This is a genomic window from Marinobacter sediminum (genome assembly GCF_016820575.1).
In the GTDB taxonomy this organism is placed as follows: Bacteria; Pseudomonadota; Gammaproteobacteria; order Pseudomonadales; family Oleiphilaceae; genus Marinobacter; species Marinobacter sediminum.
In genome coordinates, this window is record NZ_JAEMQH010000002.1 from 1,108,147 (window position 1) to 1,122,533 (window position 14,387).

At 57.6% G+C, this 14,387-nt stretch carries 15 protein-coding genes, 1 tRNA gene and 1 pseudogene; 9 read left to right on the forward strand and 8 right to left on the reverse strand.

The genetic code is table 11. From position 1 onward, the window contains the following. Positions 1-3: 3 nt before the first annotated feature. Both FGO67_RS11850 and FGO67_RS11855 read left to right on the forward strand, forming a co-directional pair. The gene (locus FGO67_RS11850; protein WP_203300874.1) at positions 4-942 is read left to right on the forward strand and encodes an MlaD family protein; all 939 of its coding nucleotides are present in this window, start codon (positions 4-6) and stop codon (positions 940-942) included. Then, positions 939-1,553 (forward strand): ABC-type transport auxiliary lipoprotein family protein, encoded by a 615-nt coding sequence (locus FGO67_RS11855; RefSeq protein WP_203300875.1) that lies wholly within the window; start codon positions 939-941, stop codon positions 1,551-1,553. Before FGO67_RS11850 ends, FGO67_RS11855 begins: the two co-directional genes overlap by 4 nt. A gap of 11 nt (positions 1,554-1,564) precedes the next feature. Here FGO67_RS11855 and pgsA read toward each other — a convergent pair whose 3' ends face one another. From pgsA to FGO67_RS11880, 5 genes are all read right to left on the reverse strand, one after another. Next, positions 1,565-2,113, reverse strand: a complete 549-nt coding sequence (gene pgsA / locus FGO67_RS11860) for a CDP-diacylglycerol--glycerol-3-phosphate 3-phosphatidyltransferase (RefSeq protein WP_203300876.1) — start codon at positions 2,111-2,113, stop codon at positions 1,565-1,567. A 7-nt stretch (positions 2,114-2,120) separates the two neighbouring features. Further along, positions 2,121-3,980 (reverse strand): excinuclease ABC subunit UvrC, encoded by a 1,860-nt coding sequence (gene uvrC / locus FGO67_RS11865; RefSeq protein WP_203300877.1) that lies wholly within the window; start codon positions 3,978-3,980, stop codon positions 2,121-2,123. Further along, on the reverse strand, positions 3,964-4,623 hold the full coding sequence (uvrY, locus tag FGO67_RS11870; RefSeq protein ID WP_041338642.1) for a UvrY/SirA/GacA family response regulator transcription factor: 660 nt from the start codon (positions 4,621-4,623) through the stop codon (positions 3,964-3,966). The genes uvrC and uvrY overlap by 17 nt, the downstream gene beginning before the upstream one ends. A gap of 91 nt (positions 4,624-4,714) precedes the next feature. Further along, entirely contained in the window at positions 4,715-4,969 is a 255-nt protein-coding gene (locus FGO67_RS11875) for a YheU family protein (RefSeq protein WP_203300878.1), read from the reverse strand. Between the two features lie 97 nt (positions 4,970-5,066). Beyond that, on the reverse strand, positions 5,067-6,686 hold the full coding sequence (locus tag FGO67_RS11880; protein WP_203300879.1) for a methyl-accepting chemotaxis protein: 1,620 nt from the start codon (positions 6,684-6,686) through the stop codon (positions 5,067-5,069). Between the two features lie 168 nt (positions 6,687-6,854). On the opposite strand from FGO67_RS11880, the gene FGO67_RS11885 reads away from it, so the two are divergent. Next, positions 6,855-7,562 (forward strand): AzlC family ABC transporter permease, encoded by a 708-nt coding sequence (locus FGO67_RS11885; RefSeq protein ID WP_203300880.1) that lies wholly within the window; start codon positions 6,855-6,857, stop codon positions 7,560-7,562. Continuing rightward, positions 7,555-7,887 (forward strand): AzlD domain-containing protein, encoded by a 333-nt coding sequence (locus tag FGO67_RS11890; RefSeq protein WP_203300881.1) that lies wholly within the window; start codon positions 7,555-7,557, stop codon positions 7,885-7,887. The genes FGO67_RS11885 and FGO67_RS11890 overlap by 8 nt, the downstream gene beginning before the upstream one ends. 2 nt (positions 7,888-7,889) lie before the next feature. Here FGO67_RS11890 and FGO67_RS11895 read toward each other — a convergent pair whose 3' ends face one another. Continuing rightward, entirely contained in the window at positions 7,890-8,294 is a 405-nt protein-coding gene (locus FGO67_RS11895) for a DUF1330 domain-containing protein (RefSeq protein WP_203300882.1), read from the reverse strand. 270 nt (positions 8,295-8,564) lie between these two features. Between FGO67_RS11895 and FGO67_RS11900 the strand changes: the two genes are divergently transcribed. Beyond that, complete coding sequence (locus tag FGO67_RS11900; protein WP_203300883.1) at positions 8,565-9,512, forward strand: AEC family transporter; 948 nt, start codon at positions 8,565-8,567, stop codon at positions 9,510-9,512. On the opposite strand, the pseudogene FGO67_RS11905 reads toward FGO67_RS11900, so the two are convergent. Further along, positions 9,509-10,306, reverse strand: a pseudogene (locus tag FGO67_RS11905) (fructosamine kinase family protein); the annotation flags it as partial. The gene FGO67_RS11900 and the pseudogene FGO67_RS11905 sit on opposite strands and share 4 nt — an antisense overlap. Positions 10,307-10,365: 59 nt before the next feature. Between FGO67_RS11905 and yccX the strand changes: the two are divergent. The 3 genes from yccX to FGO67_RS11920 are packed head-to-tail and all read left to right on the forward strand — an operon-like array spanning position 10,366 to position 13,320. Beyond that, positions 10,366-10,644, forward strand: a complete 279-nt coding sequence (yccX, locus tag FGO67_RS11910) for an acylphosphatase (protein WP_203300885.1) — start codon at positions 10,366-10,368, stop codon at positions 10,642-10,644. After that, positions 10,622-11,260, forward strand: a complete 639-nt coding sequence (locus FGO67_RS11915) for a DUF938 domain-containing protein (RefSeq protein WP_338039565.1) — start codon at positions 10,622-10,624, stop codon at positions 11,258-11,260. Before yccX ends, FGO67_RS11915 begins: the two co-directional genes overlap by 23 nt. Before the next feature lie 26 nt (positions 11,261-11,286). After that, positions 11,287-13,320 carry a TonB-dependent receptor family protein gene (locus FGO67_RS11920; protein WP_203300886.1) on the forward strand — a complete coding sequence of 678 codons (2,034 nt, stop codon included), beginning with the start codon at positions 11,287-11,289 and terminating at the stop codon, positions 13,318-13,320. Positions 13,321-13,539: 219 nt separating this feature from the next. Here the strand turns inward: FGO67_RS11920 and FGO67_RS11925 are convergent. Next, positions 13,540-13,630: transfer RNA gene (locus FGO67_RS11925), tRNA-Ser, on the reverse strand. Positions 13,631-13,839: 209 nt separating this feature from the next. Here FGO67_RS11925 and FGO67_RS11930 point away from each other — a divergent pair. After that, positions 13,840-14,370 (forward strand): isochorismatase family protein, encoded by a 531-nt coding sequence (locus FGO67_RS11930; RefSeq protein ID WP_203300887.1) that lies wholly within the window; start codon positions 13,840-13,842, stop codon positions 14,368-14,370. Positions 14,371-14,387 lie beyond the last annotated feature (17 nt).

Here is a 14,387-nt window from a genome sequence, read left to right on the forward strand (position 1 = left end):
ACCATGGAACCGAAGGCCCACCACGTTATTATCGGCCTATTTACCCTGCTCGCCTTCATTGCAGCACTGTTTTTCGCCCTGTGGCTCGCGAAATCCACGGCCGATCGGGACTGGTCTTACTATGAGGTTGGCTTCAATCAACCGGTCAGCGGCCTCTCAAAGGGCAACCCGGTGCTTTACAGCGGCGTGCAGGTCGGCGATGTCGTGGAATTAAAACTGAATCCCCTCGACCCCAGCGAGGTTCGGGTTTTGATTCGGGTCGATCAGAACATTCCGATTCGGGAGAACACCGAGGCCACGCTGGTTCTGGCCAACATTACGGGCAGCACCAGCATACAATTCAGTGGCGGTAGTCCGGATAGCCCGGAACTCATTGGGGACATAAACGATCCTCCCCTGATCATCGCCAACCCCTCGGCTTTAGACAGCCTGATGGCCAATGGCCAGAGTCTGCTGGAGAAAGCGGAATCACTGTTGGTCGACGCCAACAAAATGTTTTCCGAAAAAAACATCGACAACCTGACCGCCGTTCTCGATAACACCCGCGAGGTATCCGATGCGCTCATCGAGCAACGAAGTCGACTGGACGAATTATTAGGGCGCCTCGATACCGCCAGTCAGCGAGCTGGAGAGGCGGCCGCTAAAGTAGCCAACGTGTCCGACAACGCCAATGCCCTGCTGCAGAACGAGGGGCGTGCGGTACTGGGCTCCCTGAACGCGGCACTGCAAACCATTGAGACAACGTCGGCGCGCATTGACCAGCTAACCCAGAACAATCAGGGCGCCATCGAATCTGGCCTGCAGGGTATGGGTGACCTGTCACCGGCGTTGCGCGAATTGCGCAGCACTTTACGTAACCTCAACCAGCTCACTCGCAGGCTGGGTGAAGACCCGACACGTGCCATCTGGGGCGGCGAAACAATACAGGAGCTAACACAGTGAGCTTGAGGCGAGTGGTCTTCGTAGCCAACGCGGTGTTTCTGGGCACGATCACAGGATGCACGGTGTATCCAAAACTGGAGGCGCCCCGAGTCATGGATTTTGCGGCGCCCTCCTCAGAGATCCGTGCCAATCAAACACGCCCACTGAGTTTGCGGGTGGACACGCCCTACGCTTCTGATCCCTTGGGCACCAACCGGATTCTGGCCAAACCCACACCCCTGGAATTTCAGATTTATCAGGCCGTGCGTTGGCGGGACACTGCCCCCGTGATAATGCGCGATCTGTTGGTCGAAACGTTACGGGACAGCCAAGGATTCAGTTCGGTGATCAGCGACACCAACCCAGCCAACGCAGACTGGACCCTGGTAAGCGAACTGACCGCCTTTCACACCGAGTATCAGGCCGAAGACATCCAGGCTGTTATTGAACTGCATGGCCAGTTGGTGGACAACCAGAGTCGCAAGACCTTGTGCGCGACCAGTTTTAAAGTGCAGGAGCGTTCAGAGAGCGTGTCCATTGAACAGGTGGTGGAGGCGTTTAGCCGCGCCGGGCAGGAATTATCGGAGTCCGTCGTTCGCTGGGCTGGCGAGTGCCACCAGCCCAAACCCTAGCCTGCCGGACGTTATTTGGCGGGAAACAGGTCAGCCCAGGCAGCCTTCAGGTAAAGGCCCATGGACCAAAGCGTCAGGCCGGCAGCGATGTACAGCAGAGCGATCGCAATGTTCGATCCCAGCACGCCCGGCGGGAACGCCAACAACCCCACGATGGCGGCCATCTGGGCGGTCGTCTTGATTTTGCCAATGTAGGAAACGGCAACGCTGGCGCGACTGCCCATTTCAGCCATCCATTCCCTCAGCGCAGAAATGACAATCTCACGACCGATGATGACGGTAGCCGGGATGGTCAGCAGAATCGCCGCGTGCTCTTCAATCAGCACGGCCAGGGCGACGGCCACCATCAACTTATCCGCCACCGGATCCAGAAACGCCCCGAACGGGGTGCTCTGGTCAAGTTTTCGGGCCAGGTACCCATCCAGCCAGTCGGTCACACCGGCCAAAGCAAAAATACTGGCACTTACCAGGTAACTCCACTCCACCGGCAAATAAAAGATCACCACAAACACCGGAATCATGATGATGCGTGAGAGCGTGAGTATGTTAGGTAAATTCATGCTGTCCTTACTCGTCGTGCAATGCTGCGTAGATGTTTTCCGCCAATGACTTGCTAATGCCCGTTACTTTGGTCATCTCATCCACACTGGCTTTGCGGATTCCTTGTATCCCGCCAAAATAGCGAATCAAATCGCGACGGCGCTTGGGTCCCACCCCTTCGATGCCCTCCAGGGTGGATTGCCGGCGTTTTTTATCCCGACGTGCCCGATGGCCGGTAATAGCGAACCGATGCGATTCATCCCGGATGTGCTGAATCAGGTGCAGGGCCGGCGAATCGGCCGGTATCCGGAACACATCGCCGGTCATCGCGTCGATCAGCTGCTCCATACCCGCCCGCCGGGTCACGCCTTTGGCAACACCAATCAGCGGGATCTCCGAGATCTCCAGTTCGTCAAAGACCTCTCGCGCTATATTCAGCTGACCCTTACCGCCGTCGATAAACACCAGGTCCGGGCGTTTGCCCTCGCCGGCCACCATACGCTTATAGCGCCGGGTTAACACCTGGCGCATGGCGGCATAATCATCGCCAGCGGTTACGCCCTCGATGTTATACAGGCGATAGTCGCTTTTCAGCGGGCCATTCTCGTCGAAAACCACGCAGGATGCGACGGTATTTTCACCGTGGCTGTGGCTGATGTCGAAACACTCCATCCGGGAGGGCGTTTCCGACAACTCCAGCGTATCCCGCAACGCCAGCAACCGGCGGTACACGGTTTCCTTGCTCGCCAGGTGCGTCAGCAGGGTCTGTCGGGCGTTGGTCATTGCCAGTTCCAGCCAGCGACGGCGCTCGCCCCGAACATTGCCGCGAATCCGGGTTTCCCGGTTAGCGGCCTTGGTTAGTGCTTCGGCCAGCAACTCCTGGCCATCGACATCCACCGGTACGAGTACATCCCGGGGAATTTCCCGGCGCGTGTTACCACCAAAATAATACTGGCCGAGAAAGGCGCTGAGCAATTCACCTTCGGTCTGCTCAATGGAATAACGGGGGAAATAATCCTTGGTGCCCAGCACCCGGCCACCGCGCACAATGATCACCACGATGCAGACAATGCCGGCGTCCTGGGCGATGGCGATCACATCGGCGTCGCCGCCCTCGCCGTCCACCGACTGCTGTTCCTGGACATGGCGGAGGTGATTAATCTGGTCCCGGTAGGCCGCCGCCTTTTCGAAATCGAGGCTTTTGGACGCCGTTTCCATGGCATTCATCAGATCCTGGATAATGGCCGGGTTCTTGCCCTCCAGGAACATGCTGGCACGGCGGATGTCCTCGCGGTAATCCTCGGGACTGATGTACTCCACGCAGGGGGCGGTACACCGGTTGATCTGATACTGCAGGCAAGGACGAGTCCTGTTTTTAAAATAGCTTTCACTACAAGATCTTATACGGAAAACCTTCTGCAATACATTAAGGCTTTCCTTGACCGCTCCGGAGCTTGGAAAAGGCCCGAACCAGGTGCCGCCGCCCTTTTTAGTGCGTCCACGCCGAAAGGTCAGCGAGGGATAATCGCTGTGGGACGAGAGGTAAATATAGGGATAGGACTTATCGTCCCGCAGCAGGATGTTATAGGGAGGCCGCAGGGATTTAATGAGGTTCTGCTCAAGCAGCAGCGCTTCGGTTTCGCTACCGGTGATGGTCACTTCAATGGAGGCAATCTTGCCCACCAGCGCCTCGGTCTTGGGCGCCAGACCGGTTTTGCGGAAGTAGCTGCTGACACGGTTCTTGAGGTTGCGTGCCTTGCCCACGTACAGGACGTTGCCGCCTTCATCGAACATTCGATAGACGCCGGGCCGTTCCGTGAGCTGTTTCAGGAAGTTCTTACTGTCGAACTCCGCTGCTTTATTGGCGGGGTCAGACCTTGTCGGCATCAAGCAACCCGAGGCGGACGGCCATCAAGGCCAGTTCAACATCACTGGAGATTTCGAGCTTTTCGAAGATTCGGTAGCGGTAGCTGTTCACCGTCTTGGGGCTCAGGCACAGCTTATCGGAGATATCCTGAACTTTCTGGCAATCGACCACCATCATGGCGATCTGCATTTCCCGCTCGGACAGCCGCTCGAACAGCGACAGCTCACCGTCGTCATCACGATCGCCGCTCATCTGCTTGAGAGCCATCTTCTGGGCAATTTCCGGGCTGATGTAGCGTTGCCCTGAATGGGCCATGCGGATAGCCCGAACCATTTCCTTGATGTCCGCGCCCTTGGTGATATAGGCGGATGCCCCGCTCTGCATGACTCGGGTGGGATACGGATCGTCGGCACAGGCGGTGACAACAATGACACGAATGGAATCATCAATCCGGAGGATACGGCGGGTAGCCTCGAGACCGCCAATGCCCGGCATCCTGATGTCCATCAGAACAATGTCTGGCCGCTCCTGGCGAACGAATTCTATGGCGTCCTCGCCCGAGGATGCCTGCCCGATAACGTCCAGGTCGGGGTTATCGGCCAGCATACGGGTTATGCCCGAACGCACCAGCTCATGGTCATCGACAACCAATACCCTGATCAAAATTCACCTCGCACACGGACTACGGGAAACGGCAGAATTGTACTGGCTACCTTACCACTCTAATAGGGCCGAAATCATGATATCAGCCTAATTATCGTGCCGAAGGACCCAAACCAGCTGTATTTTCGACCGGATCAAACCAGACCACGAGGTCACCGCGCTTGACCGCAGCCATAACCCTGTCACGTTCGGCCAGCGGACTCTCGGTGTCGTTCAGCCCGTGGTAGCGGGTGCAATATTCCTCAACCAGCCCCGTCAACTGCTCTTGAGTCAGTAGCTCGGTTTCCACCACGAACTTCTCTTCCCGTGGGTCTGGTTGGCCTTGGTAGGCTGCATCGTCGGTCATAGATTCTCCCTCGTGGCAAACATGGTAAGGATTATGGCTGCGCGCGAGAAGCCCTGATCGACGATTGCCCTGATTAATAATGGAAGAAATCGACGACTCAGGAAGCTTCAGATGCCGTCCGGAAGTGAGCGATCAATTGCCGCATGGAGAGGGATTCCTGGCGCAGCGCCTCACTGATGGAGCGCGTATTCTCAACGCTCTCGACAAGAAAGTCAGCGCTTTCGTCCAAAACCGCGGATCGGCGCCCCACCCGGCCAATTTCGTCGTGCTGGGTGGTGATGGCGGCCGTAATCTCCGCACTGTGCTGCTCAAGCCGGATAAACCGCTCACCCAGGCCTTCAAGATGTCCTCGCAGGGCCACCAGATGCTCGCGGTTCTGATTGCCCGCTTCGCTCATTTCTCCCAGCAAGCCGTCTACGCCGCCCACTCCCAACATCAGGTCCTGAACCCACTGCGAGATATTCTGGGTCGATTCAGAGGTCCGCAAAGAGAGCGTTCGAACTTCATCCGCCACCACCGCAAAACCGCGCCCGTGCTCTCCGGCTCTGGCTGCTTCGATTGCCGCGTTCAACGCCAGCAGATTGGTTTGCTCGGCAATCTCAGCAATCACGCCGATCACCTGCTCAATTTTCCCGGTCGATTCATTCAGGGCTTGAATGGAAGAAGACACCCGGGAAATGACTTCCACAGTGTTCTCTGCAGCTTTTTCGCTGGTTACCAGGCGCTCCTGCACCCTGGCATTGGCGGCAACGGCCTCTCTCACGGTGTCTGCTGAGGCGTTCGTGGCCTGATCAATCGCTGAGGCCTGATCGGCAATGGCCGCCATTGACTGACTGACGTCCTGGATCTGCTGACGGGTTTTCTCCGAGGCCTGCTGCAACGATTCTGCACCACGATCCAGGGTGCTGGAGCGCTCGTTCAACCCACCGGCCGCGCCGCGAACGTCACCAATAAATTGCTCAAAACGACTCACCAAGGCGCCCAGGGCACGACTGACACCGGCCACTTCGTCTTTGCCGGCCAGTACAGGGATTCGAGTCAGGTCGCTGTGCTCTTCCATGGCCTCCAGCTCCCGGGCAATTCGCCGCAATCTCTGGATGACGGACACCCGCAACCACAGGGTCATCAAGATCACCAACGCCAGGAAGCCGACCGAACCGGCCACCAGGAAAGCTTGCTGATCGGACAGAAAGGCCAGCAGATCGTCAGCGCCGTTTTTAACTGATTCGCGACTACTCTCTTGACGTTCGTTGATAGCCGTCAGCATGGGCTCAAGGGCGGGGAACAGATCGAAGTCCACCACCTGACCAACCCGGTAATAGCTCTTTTGTTCTATACCCTCACTCATGGCGTCCATCAGCGACTGAACCCGCTCGAAATCCTCGATGTGGCTCTCAGACCAGGGTTGCAGACCGCTGTTGGCCTGCACCGCCTCCCAGTGCGCCGGCAGTGAGACGTCCAGGGCCGCAAAAGCCGGCTGGATCTCATCCCATAGCAATAGCTGGGCTTTAATTTTATAGGCCAGATCCTGGAGCTTGCGGTGAGACTGCTCCAGGTCTGCAAGTAGCCAGGTGTCTTCAAGGTTGGTGCGGATGAGTTTATCCGAGGCCTCCTCGGCCTTAAGAATGATCGTTCCGGAGAGAGTGGCCAGCCCGGCCAGTGCAAAAACGCAGAGAAAGGCAAAACAGAAAATGCGAGCGCGAACAGTGCCTAACATGACGACTCCAACGACAGACTGAGAGCAGCAGGTTAAGACGGTTCTGTGACGCTTTTATGTCAAAAGGGCGTTGAAACACCGCCTTTAGCTTTAGTAGCCCGCGCTGAATCGCTTCAAAAACAGGGGCTATTTGCCTATCATCGCGACTTTAAATCAGATTGGATGCTAATGAATCACTCCGTCTTTCGGCTGACCTTGCCCATTCTATTCGGCTACCTGCCTCTGGGCATGGCGTTCGGCGTGCTGTTCGCGACCCAGCTGGACTACGCCTGGTGGATTGCGCCGTTGATGGGCGTGGTGATTTTCGCCGGCGCTGGGCAAATCCTCGCGGTGAGCCTGCTGGCCGCCAATGCCGGATTGGTTGAGGTGTTTGTGGCGATGTTCGTGCTGAACGCGCGCCATCTGTTTTACGGCCTGTCGTTGCTCGGCCAGTTCCGCGGCGCTGGCTGGCGCAAGGTTTACCTGATCTTTGGTCTCACCGACGAAACCTACTCACTGCTGACCAGCCGTCCACGCGGGCCAGACCGCGCCCATGAACAAACCGTTGATTTCCGGATTACCGCGTTCAATCAGGGCTACTGGGTTATCGGCTGCGCGCTGGGCGCCTTGCTTGCGGATAATGTGGCGTTTAACAGCACCGGCATCGAATTTGCCCTGGTCGCGCTCTTCATTGTCCTAACCATTGAGCAGCTGAAGGCGCTCGGTGACAGCCTGCCGGTCTGGCTCGGCGCAGCGGCCGCAGGCGTAGCCATGATCGCCCTGCCCCCGGCTCATCAGCTTATCGGGGCCATTGCCATCGTTACCGCTATTTTGCTGCTGCACTATCGGCGAATTCGTGGTGAGCAATCATCGGAAGGAGAAGTGAATCGTGGCTGAATCGACTTATATTGCCGCGTTCATTGCCGTTGCTGCAGTCGCGACCTTCGCGACGCGGGTCATTCCGTTTCTGTTTTTCGAGCGGCACACGGAACATCCGCTGATTCAGCACCTGGGGCGTTACTTGCCGGCCGCGGTGATGGCCCTGCTAGCCACGGTGTTTCTGCAACGTTCTGGCAGCTGGACGGCAGACCTGCCGGGTTTCGATGCCCTCATACCAGGATTGCTGGTGGTCGCTGTACACCTCTGGCAGCGCAATGCCCTGCTATCCATTGCTGCGGGCACCGCCAGTTACATGGTCATTCAGCAAGCCGGCGTGGTTTGACGTTAACCACGCTCTTCGAGATTGGCGACCAGCCGGGAATCCTGAACGGCGGCGGTTCGATGTTTAACCACACCCTTGTATTCCGGGCTTTCAATCATTGCCATGAAAGCATCGATGGACGGATAACGGACTAGCAGAACCTGGTCCCAGGATTCTTCCGGTGGTGCTATGAGGGAGCCAACACTGTTGCCGGACCATATTACCTCGGCACCGACCGACCTGACGCAGGCACCCGCCTCTTCCATATAGAGCTTGTAGGCTTCGCGCCCTGAGCGCTCCATGGCTTCATCGGGGTAGCTGGCCCGGTCGCGGAATCTTAGCAGGTTCAGCATGACCACCGGCTGGTTCTTTGGCGTATCCGCCAGCACTTTCTGTAATTGCTCCGGGGTCGGATTGACGGCTTCCATCCTGATCCTCTTCTTCTGCGGCGATTGGCGCCCACTATAGCCCAGGCCTGAGGCCTTGGGACAAGGATTTTCGTTAGCATTCTTTGACACTGGCGCTTTTTTGCCGTCCAACAAGGACCTACTGAAAACAGGTCTATTAGCCGTTGGGATTGGCATTGGACTTTAGGAGCATAAAGATAGCTTACTATTTAGCGAGCACATACAATAAAACCTGCTGTGAAACCCTCACTTACGCAGCCCATTCGCCGACCAAGGGAACTCAATACCGGCATGAATCTGACGGACATCTTCCTGCAAACCCTGGAAACAACCCTGCCTGTATTTGCCATGGTTTTCATTGGCATGGGCCTGCGCAGGATTGGCTGGATCGACAGCGCGTTCGTCAACACCGCCTCGGCCCTGGTTTTTAAGGCCACGCTGCCGACACTGGTATTTCTAAGCATCATCCGGGCAGACCTGGACACGGCACTGAACTTCAGCTTGCTGGGCTTTTACCTGGTGGCAACCATCGCAAGTTTTGCGCTGGCCTGGCTCTGGGCTTACTGGCGGGTCCCTCACGCCGACCGGGGCGTTTATGTCCAGGGCGCGTTCCGGGGCAACTGCGGCATTGTTGGCCTGGCGTTGGCGGCCAACCTTTACGGCGACTTCGGACTGTCTGCAGGTGGCATCCTGCTCGGGCTGGTGATCATTTCTTACAACACGCTGTCGGTGATCGTGCTCATTGCCTATCAGCCTGGCCAATCCGCCAGCTGGCGCCGCATCGGCCACGACATTATCCGGAACCCGTTGATCATTGCGGTTATCATCGCCATTCCCGTGGCGTGGCTGGATATTCGGTTTCCTGAGTGGGTTATGACCTCCGGTGACTACTTTGCGTCCCTGACCCTGCCCCTGGCCTTGCTGTGTATTGGCGCCACGGTTTCGCTCAGCGCCATCCGCAGCGACAGTTCAACGGCATTGGGCTCCAGTTCGCTCAAAATGGTTGTTTTGCCGGCCCTGTGCACGGCCGCGGCCTGGCTGGTAGGTTTTAGGGGTGCGGAACTGGGACTGATGTTCCTGTATTTTGCCAGCCCCACTGCCGCCGCGAGTTTTGTCATGGTGAAGGCACTGGGTGGTAACGATCGCCTGGCCGCCAACATCATTGCGCTGACAACCCTGATGGCCAGCATAACGGTGACTGTTGGCGTGTTTGCCCTGCGCAGTGCTGGCCTGATCTAGGCGGTGCGCATGCAGAGCTCCTGCATCGCTACGAAGCCGCGCTCGCAGCCCCACTGGTAGCTGCTGCCAAACAGGTTGTAGTGATTCAGGTAGTGGTACAGGTTGTAAATATCGCGCTTCTGCTCGTACACCGGTGTTCGCGGGAATGCCCGGTCATAAGCTCGATAAAACGCAGACCCAAACCCTCCGAATAGCTCCGTCATCGCCAGGTCTGCCTCGCGATCTCCGCAGTAGATAGCGGGATCGATCAGCCAGGGACCTTCCTGACTGAACAAGACATTGCCACTCCAGAGGTCGCCGTGCAGCAGGCTTGGCTGGTCGCAATGATCGTTAAGCCAGCCGATCAAGGTGTCATCACACTGATCCAGAATGTCTTCGAACCGATTGCGAACACCGCTCGCCCGGATGCGGGACACCTGATAGCGCAAGCGCTCCTGAACAAAGAACTCACCCCAGTACTCGGCCCAGCAATTCGGCTGCGGCGACAGCCCGATGTAATTGTCCCTGTGCCAACCATACATAGACTGCGGCAGCCGGTGCAGCGCGGCCAGCCCCTCACCCAATGTTTCCAGCGCTCCGTTACCAGACCGGGCAGGCGTAATGGCCGTCATCTCAAGCGTCGACTCGTCTACCCTGAAAACCTCGGGTACCCGGACAGACCCAACCCCTGCCTCCTTTAAACCGTTAAAGAGCCGGCGCAAGCCCTCGGCCTCGCAGATCAAGGCATCGGCGTATACCGTAGTGTTTTGTTTGCAAAAAATTCCAGACATTGCGCTCCAGCCTTCTTGAATACATCCACCAACAGCCGGTAGATTAAAAGATCGCTGACATTTCTGCCTGACAAGGACATTTCATGCACGCCAAGCGCTGGTCCCTGCTCGTCTCCGGGCTCGTTCAAGGAGTCTACTACAGAGCGTCCACAGCAACTCAAGCCACCAAATTCGGGCTTACTGGCTTTGCCCGCAACCTCGCCGACGGCAGAGTGGAAGTCGTAGCGGAGGGTACTGAAGAGCAACTGCAGCAACTGAAAAGCTGGTGTGAGATCGGCCCGTCGGCCGCGCGGGTGGACTCGGTGGAGGTATCGAAACAAGAGGCTACCGGAGAATTCAGTGACTTCGGCATTCGGCATTAACGGTGCCAATGTGACTCAGGATCTACCGTTTTCTCAAGCCTGCGAGAATAACAAAGAGCCCATTCTCGACAAGCTGGCGGCCATCTTCCATGCGCCGGGGCTGGTTCTCGAAATCGGCACCGGCACTGGTCAGCATGCCGTGCATTTTGCCGGCCATTTACCGCACCTTACCTGGCAGCCCAGCGACCATCCCCAGAATTACCAACTCTGCCTGCCCAGAATAAGGCAGGCCGGTCTGGCCAACCTTAATCCACCCAAACCACTGGACGTTTGCCAATCAGACTGGGGCTTGCCCGGCCCAGTGACTGGTGTATTCTCAGCCAACACCGCCCACATCATGTCTTGGCCCGAAGTGGAGCGAATGTTTGCGGGTGTCGCTACGATTCTGGCACCTGAGTCGGCGTTTTGCCTCTACGGCCCGTTCAGTTATGGGAGCCAACACACCAGTGCCAGTAACCTGAATTTTGACCGCCACCTTCGTTCGCAAAATCCGAGTATGGGCATCCGGGACATGAGCGATCTGATCGCGCTTGCTGGTCGCTGCGGGCTTTCGCTGGATGAAGATCTCGACATGCCCGCCAATAACCGGATCACCGTCTGGCGGCGCCAAGCATGAGGTCGTCCGGGTTCCGACCTGGCCCATTGACCCACAGCAGCGCTGCTGGCGCCATGCTGACGCTGTGTATTTCAGCCGCTCACGGGGCGCCCGGTGCGAATATCGTCGTAACTGCACCGTTACTGGAACGCACGCTCTACGAGACCCCTGCAGCGCTCTCCGTTGTCGATCGCCCCACCATTCAACGGGGCCAGTTACGAAACAAGCTGGATGAGTCCCTGGCGCTGGTTCCCGGCGTGTACCTGCAAAACCAGGAAAATTACGCCCAGGGCGAGCGCATTGCCATTCGGGGCTTCGGCGCCCGGTCGCCCTTTGGGGTTCGGGGAATCACCGTGATCGTTGACGGTATTCCCTACACACTGCCCGACGGTCAGGCCCAGCTCGACGCCATTGATTTAGACAACGCCGAGCGGATCGAAGTCATTCGAGGCCCGGCCTCGGTACTCTATGGCAACGCCGCCGGCGGTGTGATCAGCGTGACGACCGCCGATGGCCGGCGGACACCCGAAGGCTCCAGCATTCGCCTCACCGGGGGCAGCCATGGCTTTGGCAAGCTTACCGCCCGCAACAGCGGTACTGATGGAGCCTGGGCCCATAACATCGGTTTCACTGCTTTAAATGTGGATGGGTACCGGGAGCAGAACGAGGTTGAAAAATACCTGTTCAATTCGAAGCTGAGCCGGGATTTGGGTGACGATCAATCCCTGACGGTTATCCTGAATCTTCTCGATAACCCGCGCTCGGACGACCCCGGCGCCCTCACCGCTGAACAGGTTGAAGACGACCGCACCCAGGCCGGGCGCTTTACCAAGGACTATGACACTGGGCAGACCGTCGACCAGCAAGTGCTCGGCCTGCAATACCAGGACTTGTCAGCCGGCTCCGGCGAATGGCGGGCAAAAACGTTCTACCTGCGTCGTAACTTCGAGCAGCAACTGCCCTTTCCCGGCCCCAGCCGAATTGACTACAACCGTGATTATTTTGGCTTCAACTCTGACTATCGACAACCCTTAACATTGGCCGGTTACCCTGTCCGGACAGTCACAGGCATTGAGGCACGACGACAGCGGGATGACCGCAGCCGACGCGAAGTGAGTTTTGACGGCACACTGCAGGGTGAGACCGCCGATGAGGTGCAAACCGCCACGGCCCTCAGCGTTTTCAGCCAGAGTGATCTGGACCTGAATTCCGATCTGACCCTGTCAGTGGGCGCCCGTTTCGATCACATCCACCTGGATGTGGACGATCAATTCGATGAGGACGGCGATCAGTCCGGTGATCGCTCCTTTGGTGAATGGAGTGGCTCAGCCGGCCTGAGTTACAGATATCGCCCCGACCACCAGGCCTATGCCAACCTCAGCACCGCGTTCGAGACCCCCACGTTCTCGGAGTTCGCCAACCCCTCCGGCCAGGGCGGCTTCAACCCGGATGTTGAGCCTCAAAAGGCGGTGAACCATGAATTGGGCTTACGGGGCGAGTTGGACGTCGGCGTCGACTATGACCTGACCCTGTTCTGGATCGATGTGCGTGACGAGTTGACCCCCTACACCTTGCCCGGCGACAACGACCGGACCTTCTATCGCAACACCGGCGACACCACCCGCAAGGGTGTTGAGGCGGCCGCAGGTTGGAGTATCTCGCAAGCCTGGCGGATTGAAACAGCCCTGACCCTGGCCCGTTACACCTTTGATGACTATCAGGTTGGCGGCAATAACTTTGCTGGTAACCGGCTGCCCGGGTTGCCAGAACAGGTCTGGAGCAACCAGCTCCACTGGAGCGGTCTCGGCGGCACTTTCGCGACCCTTGAAACCCGCTATGTCGGAGACTTGGTGGCGGATGATGCCAACGATGTTCAGGTCGACGATTATTGGCTGGTGAACCTGCGAGGGGGCGATACCTGGTACGTTAGCCGCAACAGCCTGCTGAAAGCCTTCGCAGGTGTCCGCAATGTTCTGGACGAGGAGCATTTCGCCAATGTGCGCATCAACGCCAGTAACGGCCGATATTTCGAACCGGCGGCCAAACGCACCTATTACGCGGGGGTAGAGCTCACGTTCTGAACCCATAAAAAAAAGCCCTGACCTTCTGCAAGGTCAGGGCTTTCTATTGGCAGAGAGGGAGGGATTATTCGGGCCCTCGGCCCTCACCCCTTCGGGGCCGTCGTCGCGTTGCTCCGACGTTCCTCCGCCTGCAGAGCAGGCTTCGGTCGAACCCGCGGGGGTCCTTTTACCCTACCAATCGGCCAATAAAAAACCCCAGCAAATGCTGGGGTTTAGTATTGGCGGAGAGGGAGGGATTCGAACCCTCGAAACGCTATTAACGTTTACACACTTTCCAGGCGTGCGCCTTCAGCCACTCGGCCACCTCTCCAATAAACTGTTTCAAATCAGCCATATCGTCGCTCATTTGAGGGCGCAAACTCTAATGGTTTTTATGCCGTTTGGCAACTCCCTTTCTGTACTTCCGGCATTTTTTTCTTTTCGGGTGGGTTTTCGTTTACCTCTTGTTAGGATTGGGCACTATGAGAGACAGGTCACGCGCCACTCCAATCCTGCCAATCCCGCCTAAGGAGCCAACCAATGATGATGAAAGCCGAGCAATCAACCCTGGTGTTGATCGACGTTCAGGAACGATTGATGCCTGCCATCGCCCACGGTCAGGAAGTGGTCGACCAGTGCCTCACTCTCGCCACCATTGCAGGGCTTCTTGGCGTGCCCATTGTGGCCACAGAGCAATCGCCGGAAAAGCTTGGCCATAACGTGGACGACATCCGGGAGCTGTGTGATCAGGTCGTTTCCAAGGACCACTTCGACGCCTGTGGTGACGGTCTCCTCGAACAGCTTCCGCAAGGACGTCAGGAGATCGTGATCTCAGGGTGTGAAACTCACGTATGCATGCTGCAGACGGCGCTCAGTTTGCTCGATGCCGGCTACACCGTATGGGTTGTGGCAGACGCCACCGGTTCCCGTAACGAGTTCGACCGGGACGTTGCCCTGGATCGACTGGCTCAGAGTGGCGCACGGATCGTGACCCTGGAAATGGTCGCCTTTGAGTGGATGAAGAACAGCAAGCACCCGCACTTCCGAGATGTACAACACTTGATCAAGTAGTAACCAAGCACGAGGCC

Excerpts from the sequence above, each read along its gene's own strand:
- FGO67_RS11850 (WP_203300874.1), top strand. The coding sequence starts at position 4 with ATGGAACCGAAGGCCCACCACGTTATTATCGGCCTATTTACCCTGCTC.
- pgsA (WP_203300876.1), bottom strand. The coding sequence starts at position 2,113 with ATGAATTTACCTAACATACTCACGCTCTCACGCATCATCATGATTCCG.
- uvrC (WP_203300877.1), bottom strand. The coding sequence starts at position 3,980 with ATGCCGACAAGGTCTGACCCCGCCAATAAAGCAGCGGAGTTCGACAGT.
- FGO67_RS11875 (WP_203300878.1), bottom strand. The coding sequence starts at position 4,969 with ATGACCGACGATGCAGCCTACCAAGGCCAACCAGACCCACGGGAAGAG.
- FGO67_RS11880 (WP_203300879.1), bottom strand. The coding sequence starts at position 6,686 with ATGTTAGGCACTGTTCGCGCTCGCATTTTCTGTTTTGCCTTTCTCTGC.
- FGO67_RS11885 (WP_203300880.1), top strand. The coding sequence starts at position 6,855 with ATGAATCACTCCGTCTTTCGGCTGACCTTGCCCATTCTATTCGGCTAC.
- FGO67_RS11895 (WP_203300882.1), bottom strand. The coding sequence starts at position 8,294 with ATGGAAGCCGTCAATCCGACCCCGGAGCAATTACAGAAAGTGCTGGCG.
- FGO67_RS11900 (WP_203300883.1), top strand. The coding sequence starts at position 8,565 with ATGAATCTGACGGACATCTTCCTGCAAACCCTGGAAACAACCCTGCCT.
- yccX (WP_203300885.1), top strand. The coding sequence starts at position 10,366 with ATGCACGCCAAGCGCTGGTCCCTGCTCGTCTCCGGGCTCGTTCAAGGA.
- FGO67_RS11930 (WP_203300887.1), top strand. The coding sequence starts at position 13,840 with ATGATGATGAAAGCCGAGCAATCAACCCTGGTGTTGATCGACGTTCAG.